This window comes from Pandoraea cepalis, assembly GCF_902459625.1.
Taxonomy (GTDB): Bacteria; Pseudomonadota; Gammaproteobacteria; order Burkholderiales; family Burkholderiaceae; genus Pandoraea; species Pandoraea cepalis.
This window is the reverse complement of the sequence record NZ_CABPRY010000001.1, coordinates 863,188-878,409: the sequence shown is the minus strand read 5'-3', so window position 1 is coordinate 878,409 and position 15,222 is coordinate 863,188. Positions and strand designations below refer to the sequence as shown.

Annotated in this window: 14 protein-coding genes; 8 read left to right on the top strand and 6 right to left on the bottom strand. The window is 63.1% G+C overall.

Going from position 1 to position 15,222, the window contains the following annotated elements:
- Positions 1-143: 143 nt before the first annotated feature.
- From madL to mdcH, 4 genes are read left to right on the top strand one after another with little or no spacing between them, the layout of a single operon-like run.
- Complete coding sequence (madL, locus tag PCE31107_RS03990; protein WP_017235504.1) at positions 144-539, top strand: malonate transporter subunit MadL; 396 nt, start codon at positions 144-146, stop codon at positions 537-539.
- 13 nt (positions 540-552) lie between these two features.
- The gene (gene madM / locus PCE31107_RS03985) at positions 553-1,317 is read left to right on the top strand and encodes a malonate transporter subunit MadM (RefSeq protein ID WP_026132280.1); all 765 of its coding nucleotides are present in this window, start codon (positions 553-555) and stop codon (positions 1,315-1,317) included.
- Entirely contained in the window at positions 1,314-1,973 is a 660-nt protein-coding gene (locus PCE31107_RS03980) for a malonate decarboxylase holo-ACP synthase (protein ID WP_174966536.1), read from the top strand. Before madM ends, PCE31107_RS03980 begins: the two co-directional genes overlap by 4 nt.
- The gene (gene mdcH, locus PCE31107_RS03975; protein ID WP_150606626.1) at positions 1,970-2,908 is read left to right on the top strand and encodes a malonate decarboxylase subunit epsilon; all 939 of its coding nucleotides are present in this window, start codon (positions 1,970-1,972) and stop codon (positions 2,906-2,908) included. The genes PCE31107_RS03980 and mdcH overlap by 4 nt, the downstream gene beginning before the upstream one ends.
- Positions 2,909-3,028: 120 nt before the next feature.
- Here mdcH and yddG read toward each other — a convergent pair whose 3' ends face one another.
- The gene (yddG, locus tag PCE31107_RS03970; protein WP_150606624.1) at positions 3,029-3,961 is read right to left on the bottom strand and encodes an aromatic amino acid DMT transporter YddG; all 933 of its coding nucleotides are present in this window, start codon (positions 3,959-3,961) and stop codon (positions 3,029-3,031) included.
- 83 nt (positions 3,962-4,044) lie between these two features.
- Positions 4,045-5,580 (bottom strand): MocR-like pyridoxine biosynthesis transcription factor PdxR, encoded by a 1,536-nt coding sequence (gene pdxR, locus PCE31107_RS03965; RefSeq protein WP_150606622.1) that lies wholly within the window; start codon positions 5,578-5,580, stop codon positions 4,045-4,047.
- Between the two features lie 297 nt (positions 5,581-5,877).
- Between pdxR and tauA the strand changes: the two genes are divergently transcribed.
- The 4 genes from tauA to PCE31107_RS03945 all read left to right on the top strand — a co-directional run bounded on the left by tauA (position 5,878) and on the right by PCE31107_RS03945 (position 10,443).
- Positions 5,878-6,936 (top strand): taurine ABC transporter substrate-binding protein, encoded by a 1,059-nt coding sequence (gene tauA, locus PCE31107_RS03960; RefSeq protein ID WP_150606620.1) that lies wholly within the window; start codon positions 5,878-5,880, stop codon positions 6,934-6,936.
- Between the two features lie 79 nt (positions 6,937-7,015).
- Positions 7,016-7,840, top strand: coding sequence for a taurine ABC transporter ATP-binding protein (locus PCE31107_RS03955; protein WP_130024895.1), 825 nt, complete (start codon positions 7,016-7,018; stop codon positions 7,838-7,840).
- Positions 7,841-7,980: 140 nt separating this feature from the next.
- Positions 7,981-8,796: an ABC transporter permease subunit gene (locus PCE31107_RS03950; protein ID WP_130027702.1), complete on the top strand. Its 816-nt coding sequence runs from the start codon at positions 7,981-7,983 to the stop codon at positions 8,794-8,796.
- A gap of 243 nt (positions 8,797-9,039) precedes the next feature.
- Positions 9,040-10,443 (top strand): amino acid permease, encoded by a 1,404-nt coding sequence (locus tag PCE31107_RS03945; protein WP_130024894.1) that lies wholly within the window; start codon positions 9,040-9,042, stop codon positions 10,441-10,443.
- 284 nt (positions 10,444-10,727) lie between these two features.
- Here PCE31107_RS03945 and PCE31107_RS03940 read toward each other — a convergent pair whose 3' ends face one another.
- The 4 genes from PCE31107_RS03940 to PCE31107_RS03925 form a co-directional block, all read right to left on the bottom strand.
- Positions 10,728-11,615, bottom strand: coding sequence for an ABC transporter permease (locus tag PCE31107_RS03940; protein WP_246181700.1), 888 nt, complete (start codon positions 11,613-11,615; stop codon positions 10,728-10,730).
- A gap of 3 nt (positions 11,616-11,618) precedes the next feature.
- On the bottom strand, positions 11,619-12,881 hold the full coding sequence (locus tag PCE31107_RS03935) for an ABC transporter permease (protein ID WP_150606619.1): 1,263 nt from the start codon (positions 12,879-12,881) through the stop codon (positions 11,619-11,621).
- 104 nt (positions 12,882-12,985) lie between these two features.
- Positions 12,986-14,020 (bottom strand): ABC transporter substrate-binding protein, encoded by a 1,035-nt coding sequence (locus PCE31107_RS03930; protein WP_130024892.1) that lies wholly within the window; start codon positions 14,018-14,020, stop codon positions 12,986-12,988.
- Between the two features lie 57 nt (positions 14,021-14,077).
- Complete coding sequence (locus tag PCE31107_RS03925; RefSeq protein WP_150606906.1) at positions 14,078-15,211, bottom strand: ABC transporter ATP-binding protein; 1,134 nt, start codon at positions 15,209-15,211, stop codon at positions 14,078-14,080.
- Positions 15,212-15,222 lie beyond the last annotated feature (11 nt).

Sequence of the window (15,222 nt, the reverse complement as noted above, 5' to 3'; positions counted from 1 at the left end):
CCGCGAGACTCACCGCCGCGCGCCTGGAGAGCGATTGCCGGCCCGAATATCCGATTCCCGTTTCACCCTTATATCCGACGACTCGACGCTTGCCATAACACCAGAAAAGACAGTTCGTCATTGCTTCAACCAGGAGACAGCAAGTGATTATTTACGGTACGACCCTTCTCGCGATTTGCCATCTTGCCGGCATCTTCCTAGGCGACTTGCTCGGCCAGGCCATTGGCGTGAAAGCCAATGTCGGCGGCGTCGGTATTGCCATGCTGCTATTGATCTTCGCTCGGCTCTATCTGCATCGGCGCGGCCTCATGCCCGCTGCGACCGAAGCCGGTGTTTCTTTCTGGGGCGCGATGTATATCCCTGTCGTGGTCGCCATGGCCGCTCAGCAAGACGTTGTCACCGCCTTGCGAGGCGGTCCCGTCGCACTGCTCGCCGCCGTGGGTGCCGTGCTGGTCTGCGGCGTCGCCATCGCGCTGATCAACCGAACGGGCAACGCGCAGCCGCTACCGCCGTTGTCCGAGACGGCACAGAACGCTTGAGAGAGGATCAATCATGCTATCCATGTTCGAGAAAATATTGCACCACAACGGATTGGTCACCGCCTTCGCCCTCGTGGGCATCATCATGGGACTTTCCATGTGGGTGTCCCGACGGCTGACATTCGGGCGCGTACACGGTTCGGCCATCGCCATCATGATCGGCCTTGTGTTGGCCTATTGGGGCGGCGCCGCCTCGGGCGGGCAAAAAGGACTTGCGGACGTCTCGCTGTTCAGCGGCATCGGACTGATGGGCGGCGCGATGCTGCGCGACTTCGCGATCGTTGCCACCGCGTTCGAGGTACAGGTCTCGGAAGCCCGCAAGGCCGGTCTGATTGGCGTGGTGTCCCTGTTGCTCGGCACGGTGCTGCCCTTCATCGTTGGGGCATCGCTCGCCCATGCGTTCGGCTACACCGACGCCGTGAGCATGACCACCATCGGCGCAGGTGCCGTGACCTACATCGTCGGCCCGGTGACGGGCGCCGCGATCGGCGCCAGTTCCGACGTGATGGCCCTGTCGATTGCCGCTGGGCTCATCAAGGCCATCATCGTCATGGTCGGCACGCCGTTTGCCGCCCGCCTGCTGGCGCTGGACAACCCCCGCGCCGCCATGGTGTTCGGCGGACTGGCAGGCACGGTCAGCGGTGTGTCGGCGGGACTCGCCGCAACGGATCGCCGACTCGTGCCCTACGGCGCGCTCGTCGCGACGTTCCATACCGGCTTGGGATGTCTGCTCGGACCGTCGGTGCTGTTTCTTGCGACGAAGGCCCTTGTGCAATGACATCTGTCGGCGCTGTGCAACGGCCACCGCTACGGCCCCACGATCTTCTCTGGTGTGACGATGTCGCGTTCCCGGAGGGGATGGCGGTGCCGGGGTGGGTGGCTGACGCACTGGCAAGCGGTACGCCTGCCGTCGTGCGCAGGGCGCCGCTGGCGCAACCTGACCTCGTGCCGGTCGGGTTGCGTGGGACGTCCCGCGACCAGCGCATCGCGGCGCACGTGTCGCGCCGATCGGTGCGCCGCATCGTTACGCCCGAAGCGCTGCTCGATCGCGTCGCCGGGATCGAGCCCACGACACCGCTGCCGTGCCTCAGAGCACTTCGTGACCTCGCCCCGGCCCTCAATGCGCTGGGATTGCATTGGGGCCCTACGGGCGGCGTCGGCTTTGCGCTGGCCACCGGCTTGCCGGCCCTGCATCCGCAAAGCGATCTCGATGTCCTCATTCGCTTACCGTTTCCGCCATGCGACGCGCAATACGATGCGCTCGCATGGATTGCGCGCGACAGAACGTGCCGGATCGACATTCAGATTGATACCGGACGCGGCGGTTTCTCGCTTCGCGAATGGCTACGCTCGCCGCCTCGCATGCTGGTGAAAACCGACCGGGGTCCAAAGCTGGTTGCAGACCCGTGGGGCGACTTCGGAGACACGATGTGAGCGTCTTGTTCACCTATCCCGGTCAGGGGGCGCAGCGCGTTGGCATGCTGGGTGCAATGCCCGACACGCCCGAGGTTGAATCGACGCTGGCGGAAGCGCGCGATACCATCGGCATCGAACCGATGACGCTATGTAGTGCCGAGTCGCTTCGCTCAACAACGGCCGTGCAGTTGAGCCTGCTGATCGCAGGCGTCGCCATGACGCGCACGCTCGCCGCCCAAGGCGCAACGCCGGATCTTGTGGCGGGCCACTCGATAGGGGCATGGACGGCAGCGGTGGCAGCGGGAGTGCTGGACTTCAGGGATGCGCTGGGGCTCGTCCGTTTGCGCGGCCATTTGATGGAAACGGCCTACCCCAGCGGCTACGGAATGACGGTGATTACCGGCTTGTCCGCCGTGGCCATGGCGGACATCGTGCAAGCGGTGCACGCAGACGACTCGCCCGCGTACGTCGCCAATCTGAATGCGGAACTTCAGGTCGTGGTGGCGGGCAACGATGCCGCGCTGACACACGTGCAGGCGCTTGCCACGAAGGCCGGTGCGTCGCAGGTGGCTCGCCTGGCGATGACCGTGCCGTCGCATTGCGCGTTGCTCACTGCTCAGGCAAGCACTTTGGCGGAAGCCACGGCGAAAGTGCGGTTCCAGCGGCCAAAGGTGACCTACATAAGTTGCTGCCGGGCGCGCGCGCTTTTTCGTCCCGAGGACATCGCCGACGATCTCGCCTGGAACATGGCCCGTCAGGTGAATTGGTATGACACCGCGCGTCACGCGTATGAGCGCGGGGCGCGGCTCGCCGTGGAGATGCCGACGGGCGGCGTGCTAACTCGGTTGGCACGTCCGATATTCGGAAATGACTGCGCCATCGATAGTGCCATTGAAAAGGTGAGTTCCGTCGTCACGCGCGTCGTTCGATGCCGGCGCACCGATCGCGCTTGAATGTGGGCCGCGCTCGCCGACTTTACCGGGCATCGGGACACACGCTTCGCGTTCCGACAGGTGCCTACCCCCGCCGAAAAGTAGGTTACCGAATGCTCGGCACGTGCCGTTGTCGACGCATCACTCCCTCACATCCACCGCCTTCGACGGCACGCGTTCCTGCCGTCGCGGTCGCGTCGCCGTCCAGCAAAGTATCGAGCCGCCACACACCATCGCCGCGCCTTGCCAGAACGCGAAGGACAGCGGCGCTTGCAGCAACGTCGCCGATATTGCCGCGGAAAACACCGGAATGAAATACGACGCCCCGGCCAGCACCGTCACATTGCCGCGCAAAATGCCAACGTTCCATGCTGCGTAGCCGAAGCCCATCGCACTCGCGGCCAACACCAGGTAGACGATGCCACTCACACGCAATTGCATCTGCCCACCGCCCGCCAACAGATACTTGGCCCACAGCGCCGCCGCCACCAGCATGAAGAAGAACGTCACGCCGTTCTTGCCCTCGGCATAGCGCGTCGTCACCGTGCAATACGCCGCCCAGATCACCGCGCCCGCGAACGCCAGGCCGTAACTCAGCGGGTTGGCAAGCACGTTGGCTGCCATCTCGGCGACGTCGAGGCCATGATCGCCGCCCAGTACCCAGCAGATGCCGAGCATCGACAGGAAGAACCCGGGAATCACCCAGAAATTCGCGCGCTGCTTGTTGAAGACGATGGCGGAGATCAGCGTGAACGTCGGCCAGAGATAGTTGACCATGCCGACTTCGATCGCCTGCTGCGCACTGTTCGCGTAGCCGATCGACAGTGACAGGCAAAGCTCATAGGCCACGAACAGCAGGCTTCCCACATACAGATATCGCTTCGGGAATGTCTTGAGACGTGGGAAGCCGACGGAGAACAGCAGGAACACCGAGGCCACGGTGTACATCATCGCCGCGCCGCCAGTCGGCCCGAAGCTCTCGCTCACGCCACGAATCAGCCCGACGATCGAACTCCACAACACCACGGCCGCCAATCCAATGAGCGTCGCCCGGTTCTTGCACTTGCTATCCATGCTCCCTGCCTGCCTCCATGTTCAACGATGTCGCCTGCCGACGCATCATAAGCCAGCACCGTGCGCTGACTGCCGGCCGCACGCTACGCCTGCGCCATCGTCTCGCGCAGAACCTCGGCCAGCGCGATGATGCCCGACTCGATGTGCTCGAGCCGTATCGACGAAAAGCCCAGCCGGAACCGGTTGAGCGGCGGCGTATCGCCCATGAAGAAAATGTCGCCCGTCTCGATGAGAATGCCGCGCACCTTCGCCCGCGCCGCCAGCACGTTCGCGTTCAGCGTCGGCGGCCCTTGCACCCAGCACGACGCCCCGCCCTTCACCTGCACGAACGACACCTCCGGCATATGCGCGGCAAGCGCGGCGCTCAGCACCTCGGCTCGCTTTGCATAGGTGTCTGCCAGACGACGCAGCAAGGCGTCGTGATGGCCAAGCGCCAGGAACATCGAGAACGAGCGTTGAATGAACGCCGACGGATGGCGAATCATCAGGCGGCGCAACGCCCGCAACTCCGCCACCAACGCCGCCGGTGCCACGATATACCCCAGCCGCAATCCAGGGGCGAACGACTTGGACAAGCTCCCGATATAGATCACACGGTCGCTGCGATCCAGGCTCTTGAGCGCCGGGATCGGAATGTCCGAGTAGCTGTTTTCGCTCTCATAGTCGTCCTCGATCACCACGAAGTCTTCGGCTTCCGCCCGACGCAGCAACGCCTCGCGATTCGCCAGCGGCATCGTGGTCGTCGTGGGGCACTGGTGCGACGGCGTGACGTACACATAGTCGCACTGCGACAAGCGATCGTCGACCGGCAGACCCGACTCGTCCACGGGCAAGCCCACGAGCTTTGGCGTGCGTATCGCGAAGATGTTGCGCGCGTCCGGGTAGCCCGGGTCTTCGATCCCCACCGTCGTGTGCGCTCCGACCAGCAAATCCGCCAGTAGATACAGCGCCTGTTGCGCCCCATTGGTGAGCACGATCTCGTCGGCGTCGGCCCACACGCCGCGTCGCGGCAGCACGCGCGTGCGGATCTGCTGGATCAGTGTCTCGTCGTCGCGCGCGATCATGTCCGGTGCCCAGTCGCGGATCTCCATGACGGTGAGTGCCTTGTGGCAACACTCCCGCCAATCCGCCGTCGGGAACATGGTCGGATCGAACTGGCCGTAAATAAAGGGGTACTGATACTTCTGCCAATCGATGGGCTTCACGATGTTGCGTTGCCCCGACGGACGCACCACGTAGCGCCCCTCCCAGTCCGGTGTCGCCGGATCACGTGGCGCGATGGTGCCAGCGGCCAACGCCGGCACATCGCGCGCCGGCGTGACCTGTGACCCGACGCGGGGCGCCAGAATATCGCCGTTGACGAAGTACCCGCGCCGCTCCCGCGCAATCAGGTAGCCCTCGTCGACCAGTTGCTGGTAGGCGAGCACCACCGTGTTGCGCGCCACGCCAAGCCCTTCGGCCAGCTCGCGCGATGACGGCACCGCAGCGCCGCGCATCAGCCGCTCGTCGAGAATCGCCGACACCAGCATCTGCCGAATCTGGCTCTGCAAACTCATGCCGGCGTGCGCCGACATCTGAAACAACTGGTTCCACATCGCCGCGGAAATCCGGCTCGACATCGCGCCCCCTCTCGACTCACGCTTCCAGAACGTCAATTATTACTCAAGTGACGGTGACATCCATTCCGAGTTGGGGTTTATCCGCAGTCGCGCGAAATCACGCCGGATTCGAGCATTCATGCGGCTTACAAGCCGATTTCGGGTCCGCTGGACCAGTTGGCATCATCAAATGCGGCCAACTGGCTCTAACGAACAAAAAGGCTGGCGGCAATGATGCAATCACTTGGCGCCGATTCTTAACAGCGTGTGCGTCAAACCCGAGTGTTCTACCGAAAACTCTCCGATTAGAGGTGAACCATGAATGGACTTCCGAACCGGCTGCGACGGGCGTTCGCCGCCACGGCGCTGGCGGCAGCTGTGCTCCCCGCGGCGCTGACGCTCGGGCTTACGCTGCCCTCGACGGCGCAGGCGCAGGAAAAAGAGGTGACGATTGCGTACCAGCAAATCGTCGATCCGTGGCTGGTCGCCATTACCGGCGGCGAGTTCGAGAAGGCCACCGGCTACAAGATCCACTGGCGCCAGTTCGAGTCGGGCGCCAAGGTTGCCACGGCCCTCGCCTCGGGCGACATCAAGATCGGCGTGCTCGGTTCCAGCCCGATGGCCGCCGCCGTCTCGCAAGGGCTGGACCTGCAACTGTTCTGGATTCTCGACGACATCAACCAGGCCGAGGCAATGGTCGTGCGCAACGCCTCGAACATCAAGTCGCCCGCCGACCTGAAGGGCAAGAAGATCGGGGTGCCGTTCGTCTCGACCACGCACTACCACACCATGTTTGCCTTGCAACAATGGGGCATCAAGCCGACCGAGGTGAAGGTGCTCAACATGCAGCCGAACCAGATCGTGGCGGCGTGGGAGCGCGGCGATATCGATGCGGCCTACGTCTGGGATCCGGCGCTCGCGCAGATCAAGAAGAGCGGTCACGTGCTGATCACCTCCGGAGAACTGTCGAAGCAGGGTAAGCCGACGTTTGACGGCATCGCCGTCGACCGCAAATGGGGGGAGGCGAACGCCGACTTCATGGCGAAGTTCGTCAAGGTGATCGCCGACGCCGACGCGGCGTACCGTGAACACCAGGCCGCCTGGACGGCCACCTCGCCGCAGGTCAAAGCCATCGTGAAAATGATCGGCGGCAAGCCGGAAGACGTTCCCGGCGCGCTCGCGCTCTACGCCTTCCCGTCAGCGCAACAGCAGGCATCGGCCGAATGGCTGGGCGGTGGCAAGGACAGCCGCGCCGCCAAGGCCCTCAAGGACACGGCCGAGTTCCTGAAGGGCCAGCAGAAGATCGATGCCGTCAAGGCCGACTACACGCCGTATGTCACGTCGCGCTATGTCGACGCCGCGCTTAAACTGAAGTAAGCCGTACCGGGGCGGTCACGCCGAAAGTTCAGGCGCGACCACCCCTCCCCGATCATTCGATCGACAGGAGAAGGGCTTCATGGAACAACTCATCGTCAACGACGTCAGCGTCGTCTATCCCGGCCGGCGTCCCGGCGAGCAGGTGCAGGCGCTCGCTCACGTCGATCTGACCATCGCACCCGGCGATTTCGTAGTGGCGCTCGGCGCCTCGGGTTGCGGCAAGACTACGCTGCTCAGTCTGATGGCTGGCTTCATCGCGCCCACGTCCGGCGAATTGCTGCTGGGCGATGCCCCGATCGAAGGCCCTGGCGCCGATCGCGGCGTGGTGTTCCAGAAGCACGCGCTGCTGCCGTGGCTCAATGTGATGGAAAACACCGAGTTCGGGCTGAAGCTGCAAGGCGTGCCGAAAGCCGAAAGACGTGCCATCGCGGCACGCAACCTCGCCCTGGTTGGGCTGCAGGATTTCCACAATCACATGATTTACCAGCTTTCGGGCGGCATGCAGCAGCGGGTCGGCATTGCCCGCGCGCTTACCTGCAATCCGTCGATGCTGCTCATGGACGAGCCGATGGCCGCACTCGACGCGCTCACGCGTGAAACCATCCAGGAACTGCTGCTCGACGTGTGGCGCGAGACCGGCAAGATGATCTTCTTCATCACGCACAGCGTCGAAGAAGCCCTGTTCCTCGCCAGCCGCCTGATCGTGATGTCGCCGCGTCCCGGACGCATCACGCACACCTACGAACTCGACTTCAACAAGCGCTATCTCGAATGCCGTGACGCGCGCACCATCAAGTCCAGCCCAGATTTCATCGCCATGCGCGAGACTGTGCTCAGCATCATCTACGGCGACGAACGCGCGGGCCAGACGGCAACGTCCGGTGCCAATGCCGTCGCAGCCTGATCGTCGCAGGAGAGAACACCATGATGACCAAACCCGTCACCCCTCACCCCACGCCGCCCGCCGCTGCCGCCAATGTTCCCGGCGCGCGCCGCCCGGCGGTAGCGCCCCGTACGCCGCGCCGGCGCGGTTTCTTCGCGCGCATGTTTGCCCCGCGCCCGGTCAAGGCCGGTGAGTCGTTCGGCGCCCCCGGCCAAGGCCCGAGCCTGGCGATCAGCGTCGTGACCGTGCTTGCCCTGTTGCTGCTGTGGATCGCCATTACGTCGTCGGGCATGATCAAGCCACTGTTCCTGCCCGGACCGCGCGCCATCATCGAGAAGTTCATGCAGGTCGCCACGGAGGGCTTTGCCGGCTCGACGCTGTGGGAACACACGCTCGCGAGTCTGTATCGCGTCTTCGGCGCCTTTGCGCTGGCCTGTGTGACCGCCATCCCGGTCGGCATTCTGATGGGCGTGTCGCGCATCGGTCGCGGTGTATTCGATCCGCCGATCGAGTTCTACCGCCCGTTGCCGCCGCTGGCCTACCTACCGCTCGTCATCATCTGGTTCGGCATCGGCGAGTTCTCGAAAGTGTTCCTGATTTACCTGGCTATCTTCGCCCCGCTGGCCATTGCGGCGCGGGCAGGCGTGCGCTCGGTGTCGATGGAGCAGATTCACGCGGCGTATTCGATGGGCGCTTCGCCGCGCCAGATCGTCATGCACGTGATCGTGAAGTCGGCGCTGCCGGAGATCTTCACCGGCATGCGCATCGGCATCGGCGTGGGCTGGACAACGCTGGTCGCCGCCGAAATGGTGGCGGCATCGAGCGGACTCGGTTTCATGGTGCTCAACGCGGCGGAATTCCTCGCGTCGGACATCGTGATCATGGGGATCATCGTGATCGGCTTTTTCGCGTTCGGATTCGATCTGATCATGCGCTACCTCGAGCGCGTGCTGGTGCCCTGGAAAGGCAAGGTCTGACAAGACGTAAGCAGGTCCGTTGGTCATTACAAAAGACGCAGGGCGGCTCCCCCCGCCGCACCTGCCGTCGGATAAGGTCTTCAGGAGGTTGTGTGGTAGTCGAGACATTGCAGGTCGGGCGTGTTGCCCGTGAGCGGCGCGTTGTCGCATTGGCGGTTCCCCCCCGGTTCTCCCTCTCCCCTTGTTCCATCAGCGTCTCCGATAGCGCCGTGCGCATCGCACGCTCCATCACGGGAGGTCGTCATGGCCAATCGTGAACAGGGCACGCATCTGCAATCGAGCCTCAAGCAGCGGCACATGAGCATGATCGCGCTGGGTGGCGTGATCGGTGCGGGCCTTTTCGTCGGCAGTGGCGTAGTCGTGCATGCCGCCGGCCCGGCGGCCGTGCTGTCGTTCCTGATTACCGGCGCGCTCGTGGTGCTCGTGATGCGCATGCTCGGCGAGATGGCGTGTGCGCTGCCCGCGGTGGGGTCGTTCTACGAGTACGCGCGGCTCGCCTGGAACGACAAGCCGGTCGGCGGTGAGCTGGCCGGCTTTCTGACCGGCTGGATGTACTGGTACTTCTGGGTGATCGTGGTCGCGGTCGAAGCGGTCGCGGGCGCCAACCTGATCCAGTTCTGGCTCCCCGGCATCCCCGCGTGGGCCATCAGTCTCGTGTTGCTGGTCGTGCTGACGTTGACGAATCTGGTGTCGGTGGCGTCCTACGGCGAGTTCGAATTCTGGTTCGCGTCGATCAAGGTCGCGGCCATCGTCGTGTTCCTGTTTCTCGGCGGGCTCTTCGTGTTCGGCCTGTGGCCGGGCGCGGTGGCCAGCACCGGGCACCTGCTCTCGCACGGCGGCTTCATGCCCAACGGCATTGGCCCAGTGATGGCCGGTGCGGTCGCGGCGACCGGCTTTTACTTCGGCGCGGAGATCGTGACAATTGCCGCCGCCGAAGCGGCCGAGCCGCAGCAAGCCGTGGCGCGCGCCACCAACTCGGTCATCGGCCGCGTGCTGTTCTTCTACATCGGCTCGATCCTGCTGGTGGTGATGCTCGTGCCCTGGAACTCCGCCAGCATGGCCACGCCGTATGTGAGCGCGCTCGAAGCGATGCACATTCCGGCAGCGGCGCACATCATGAACGCCGTGGTGCTGACCGCCGTGCTCTCGGCACTGAACTCGGGTCTGTACGCCTCGTCGCGCATGCTCTTCGCGCTCACGCGCCGTGGCGATGCCCCGCGCTCGCTGGCCAAGCTCAATGCGCGTGGCGTGCCGGTTCGCGCCATTCTCATCGGCACGCTGTTCGGCTATGCGGCCGTGGTGATGTCTTACGTGTCGCCCGATACGGTGTTCGCCTTTCTGGTGAACTCCTACGGCACGGTGGCGATCTTCGTGTACGTGCTCATCGCCTTCTCGCAGTTGAAACTGCGCAAGCGGCTGGAGCGCGAGGCGCCGGGCAAGCTCAAGATTCGGATGTGGGGCTACCCGTACCTCACCTGGGTCGCGATTATCGGCATGCTGTCGATTGTCGGGGCAATGGCCTTCATCCCGGACCAGCGCACGCCGCTCGCGCTCGGGGTGGCCAGCCTGACGGTCCTGCTCGTGGCGTTCGCCGTGCGCTCGATCTGGCGCAAGCTGCGCTCGCCGGACCCGAGCTTCGAGATCTGAGATAGGTCGGGGTGACAAGGCCGGCGGCAGAGATTCTGTCGCCGGCCTTTGTTTGGGTTCATCGGGGATGGCAGCTTCAACCGGTCGTCGCCACCGCTTCTCGCCGTCCGACAAGGCATCGGGGCCTGCCTGAAGTCCCCGCTTTCGCCGCGCCTCGATGCTCGGGTGATCAACGTCGATGGGCGAACGTTCAAATGCCGACGGCCGCTTGCCACCGCCCTCATTCGTGGACTACCGCTGGCATCGAGACGATGCGGCATGCCTTCAGACGGGCCAACGTGCGCTTATGCAGCGTTACGCTTGGCACCTCGCCCCCGCAGCCACTCGAGCACAAGTAGCAGACAAGTGGAAAAGACGATCAGGATGGTCGCAAGCGCGGCGATGGTCGGGCTGATGTTTTCACGAATCCCGGTAAACATCTGACGCGGCAGCGTCGCCTGCCCCGGTCCGGCGAGAAACAGTGTCACGACCACATCGTCAAACGAGGTTGCGAAGGCGAACAGCGCCCCCGATATCACCCCTGGCGCAATCACCGGCAGCGTTACGCGAAAAAAGGTTTCCAGGGGACCTGCACCCAGCGACAGGCTCGCACGTACCAAATTCTGGTTGAAACCCCGCAAGGTGGCCGACACCGTGGTGACCACAAACGGTGCGCCCAGCGCGGCGTGCGCCAGCACCATGCCCAGGTAAGTGCCGGCCAGCCCCAACGGCGCGAAGCACAGATACATGCCGACGCCGACCACGATCACCGGCACGATCATCGGTGACATCAGCACGGCCATCAGGATCGCCTTGCCGCGAAATTGCACCTGGTTCAGCCCCGTTGCCGCCAGCGTGCCCAGTATCGTCGCCAGCACGGTGGCCAACGGCGCAATAATGAAGCTATTGCGAGCCGCCGACATCCACTCGTCGGAGTTGAACAGGTTGTGATACCAGCGCAGCGAGTACGCCGGGATCGGATACGCGAGGAAGGTGCTGTCCGAGAACGACAGCGGCACCATCACCAGAACCGGCAGCACGAGGAACAACAGCGTAAGCGCATTGCCCCCGCGCAGCAGGTAGTACCAGAGCCGCTCGACCAGGGAAACATAAGGCGGAAAGCGCGATGGACGACCCACGGTTGCCGGCGGCTCCTGATACGCATTATGAGAATTGATTGCTTGTTGACTCATCGCTCACCCCATGCCCAATTCCGCGCGCGTCAGGCGCCCATAGACCACATACAGCACGAGCGTGGCGGCAAGCAACAGGCCGCCCAATGCACACGCCATGCCCCAATTGATGGAAACGTTCGTGAAATAGGCCACGTAGTAGCTGATCATCTGGTCGTTGGGTCCGCCCAGCAACGCTGGCGTGATGTAGTAGCCGATCGACAGGATGAACACCAGCAGCGCGCCAGCGCCAACGCCCGGATAGGTTTGCGGTAAATAGACGCGCCAAAACGCCGCGAACGGATGACTCCCCAGCGAGACGGCCGCGCGCTGATACGTCGAGGGAATCGATTTCATCACGCTATACAGCGGCAAGATCATGAAGGGCAACAAGATGTGGGTCATCGAGATGTACACGCCGACCCGATTGAACAGCAGCTCGAGTGGTGCGTGTGTGATGCCGCTCGCCATCAGTGCCTTGTTGACCAAGCCTTGCCCTTGCAGCAACACGATCCACGCGGCGACACGCACGAGAATGGACGTCCAGAATGGGATCAACACCAGGATCATCATCAAGTTCGCGCGCCGCCCCGGCAGCGTCGAAATCCAATAGGCAAGCGGAAAGCCGATCAACAAGGCGAAGCATGTCACCACGGCGCTGATGCCGAAAGTGCGCGCAAAGATGTTCAGGTAGATCGACGCGTCCGGGTCGGCCGGCACCACCTCGCCGAACGCATTCTGCCGATGGTCCAGCGCCGCAAGCACATAGAACGCAGAGTAGCGGCTGCTGTTCTTGGCGATCGCCCGCCAATAGGGCAGTTCGCCCCATCGCGCATCAAAATTCACCAGCCGCTCGCGCGCTTGCGTGAGCGGTACTGCCTTGCCGTCGTCATCGGTAAACGGCAACGCCCGCGCCGTCTTCATCACAAGTGTGTGAAATCCGGGCACTTCCGTGTTGAGGCGTCGCGCGAGGCCGCCAAGGCTATCGCCGTCCTGTAGCGCCGTCAGATCACTCACCAGTGCGACGTACGCGGCGTCGCCGGGTAACTGCTTGCGATCCCAGTCGTGCAGCGTGCGGCTCGTCGTGGGCAAGGCGCCGACGACCTCGGGATTCTCGACCGCGCGAGTGAGTAGCATCGCAATCGGCACGACAAAAATCAGGAGCAGAAAAATCGCCAGCGGCGCAACCAAAGCCAGCGCCTTGATCCGCTTTCGATTCCGGGTCTGACGCAACTCGTCTTTAACGAGTCGCATGTTCTCGGCAACGGCCAGTGTTGCGGTTTGCATGTAGGAGATCTCTTTTCTCGACGTCGAATCTTGCGATTCCACTACCGTTTCGGGTTCGCTCGTCGGTGCCGCGCGAACCCGAAACATAGGCTTGCTACATCGTTTTATTTCGACGCCCAGGCCGCAAAGCGTTGCTCGAGTTCATCGCCGCGATCCGTCCAGAAGTCGATGTTCTGAAGCACGGCAGTCGTCACGTTAGCCGGCGAGTTAGGCAAGTCTTTCAGGGTGGAGGCATCGAGCGACTTGACCGCCTCATTGTTGACCGGACCGTAGGCTATGTGCTTGGCATAGGCACTCTGCGCGGGTGTCGACAGCGAATATGCGATGTATTGCAGTGCCAGGTCCTTCTTCGGCGATCCCTTCGGAATCGCCCAGTAGTCGAGATCGTAGATACTGCCGTTCCAGACCACCTTCAGGTTCTTTCCCTCGCGCTGCGCCGCATCGATGCGGCCGTTGAACGCCGTCGACATGACAACGTCACCGGCCACCAGGAACTGCGGTGGCTGAGCGCCCGCTTCCCACCACTGAATCGACGGCTTGAGTTCGCTCAGTTTCTTGAAGGCTCGATCGACACCCTCCTTGGTCGACAACACGCGATAGACATCCTTGGGCGCGACGCCGTCGGCCATCAGCGCAAACTCAAGATTGCCGCGCGCGCCCTTGCGCATCGCGCGCTTGCCCGGGAATTTCTTGGTATCCCAGAAATCGGCCCAACCCGTCGGCGCGGTCTTGAGCGCGCTTGCGTTGTATGCCAAAACCGTCGACCAGATGAAGATGCCTGCGCCACAGGTCTGCACCGCGGCGGGCGTGAATCCATTCTTCGGCCCGATCTTGCTCCAGTCGAGCTTTTCGTACAATCCCTCGTCGCAGCCACGGCCAAGGTCACCGGACTCGACTTCGACCAAGTCCCAATTCACATGCTTGGCTTCGACCATGGCCTTGACCTTGGCCTGCTCGCCGTTGTACTCGACGCTCGTCACATGATGACCGGTGGCCTTCTCGAACGGCTGCACGAAAGCCGCTTTCTGGGCGTCGCCGTTGGCACCGCCGAAGTTGACAACGGTCACGTCGGCGGCTTGGGCAACGCCGAACAGCATTGCGCTGGCAACGACGAATACTGTGTTCACAACCTTCTTCATTTTCAACTCCTGTTGATGGTCAAACGGACAACTAGCCAAGGAAACTGGATATCTTGTTCAAGTGAATACGCGCAGATGTTCCGGCTCGAATGCGAGCGCAACCGGTACGCCTGGTACAAAGTGCTCGAGCGCCGGCGTTCCCAGCGGCACCTTCACGAAGCATTCGTCCTGCTGCGGCAATTGGCAGCGCATGCGCACGTGGTCGCCGAAATAGATCAGGCCGGCTGCGCGTCCCACCACGCCATTAACGCCGCCGTCGATCGACGAAGCCGGGTCAATCAGGCGCATGCGTTCGGGGCGGATGCATGCGCTCACCACTTCGCCAATCTGGGCGCGACGACCCGTACCGCCGACGTCGCGAGCCGCCGGCGCGCGAACGCTCATGCCGCGAACCTCGCTTCCGTCCGCGAGCCGCAACGTACAGTAGTCTTCCCCGAGTTGCGAGACCACACCGCGCAGGCGGTTACTGTCGCCAATGAAGTTCGCAACGAATTGATTGCACGGCGACTCATACAAGCGGTCCACGGTATCGAGCTGCTGGACATAACCTTGATCGAACACGGCGACACGATCGGACATCGTCAACGCTTCGCCCTGATCGTGCGTCACGTACACGAACGTCACCCCCAACCGCTCGTGCAACGCCTTGAGCTCCAGTTGCATGTGTTCGCGCAGTTGCTTGTCGAGCGCACCCAGCGGCTCGTCCATCAACACTAGACGCGGCTCGAACACCAGTGCGCGTGCCAACGCGATACGCTGCTGCTGCCCCCCCGACAGCTGCGCCGGATAGCGCTTGCCAAAACTCCCCATCTGCACCATGTCCAGCGCCGCGGCGACTCTCCTCGCACGGTCGGCGCCAGGCACACGGCGCACCTTCAGCGGGTATTCAACGTTCTGCGCCACAGTCAAATGTGGAAAAAGTGCGTAGTTCTGGAAAACCATGCCGATATTGCGTTGATGCGGCGGCACCGTGTTGAGCAGCACACCGTCGAGCCAGATCTCTCCGCCAGTGGGGTACTCGAACCCGGCCAGCATCATCAGGCACGTGGTCTTGCCCGATCCCGACGGCCCCAGCAAGGTCAGGAATTCGCCTTGGTAGATGTCGAGGTCGAGTTGTTTGACCACCAACGTCTCGCCATCGTAGGTCTTGCTCACGCGACGAAAACTCACCAGTACCTGTTTGCTGTTCACCATCGCGGGCC

What these genes read in the sequence shown, in the direction of transcription:
- madM (WP_026132280.1), top strand. Translation starts at nt 553, where the DNA reads ATGCTATCCATGTTCGAGAAAATATTGCACCACAACGGATTGGTCACC.
- PCE31107_RS03980 (WP_174966536.1), top strand. Translation starts at nt 1,314, where the DNA reads ATGACATCTGTCGGCGCTGTGCAACGGCCACCGCTACGGCCCCACGAT.
- yddG (WP_150606624.1), bottom strand. Translation starts at nt 3,961, where the DNA reads ATGGATAGCAAGTGCAAGAACCGGGCGACGCTCATTGGATTGGCGGCC.
- pdxR (WP_150606622.1), bottom strand. Translation starts at nt 5,580, where the DNA reads ATGTCGAGCCGGATTTCCGCGGCGATGTGGAACCAGTTGTTTCAGATG.
- tauA (WP_150606620.1), top strand. Translation starts at nt 5,878, where the DNA reads ATGAATGGACTTCCGAACCGGCTGCGACGGGCGTTCGCCGCCACGGCG.
- PCE31107_RS03955 (WP_130024895.1), top strand. Translation starts at nt 7,016, where the DNA reads ATGGAACAACTCATCGTCAACGACGTCAGCGTCGTCTATCCCGGCCGG.
- PCE31107_RS03950 (WP_130027702.1), top strand. Translation starts at nt 7,981, where the DNA reads ATGTTTGCCCCGCGCCCGGTCAAGGCCGGTGAGTCGTTCGGCGCCCCC.
- PCE31107_RS03945 (WP_130024894.1), top strand. Translation starts at nt 9,040, where the DNA reads ATGGCCAATCGTGAACAGGGCACGCATCTGCAATCGAGCCTCAAGCAG.
- PCE31107_RS03940 (WP_246181700.1), bottom strand. Translation starts at nt 11,615, where the DNA reads ATGAGTCAACAAGCAATCAATTCTCATAATGCGTATCAGGAGCCGCCG.
- PCE31107_RS03935 (WP_150606619.1), bottom strand. Translation starts at nt 12,881, where the DNA reads ATGCAAACCGCAACACTGGCCGTTGCCGAGAACATGCGACTCGTTAAA.
- PCE31107_RS03930 (WP_130024892.1), bottom strand. Translation starts at nt 14,020, where the DNA reads ATGAAGAAGGTTGTGAACACAGTATTCGTCGTTGCCAGCGCAATGCTG.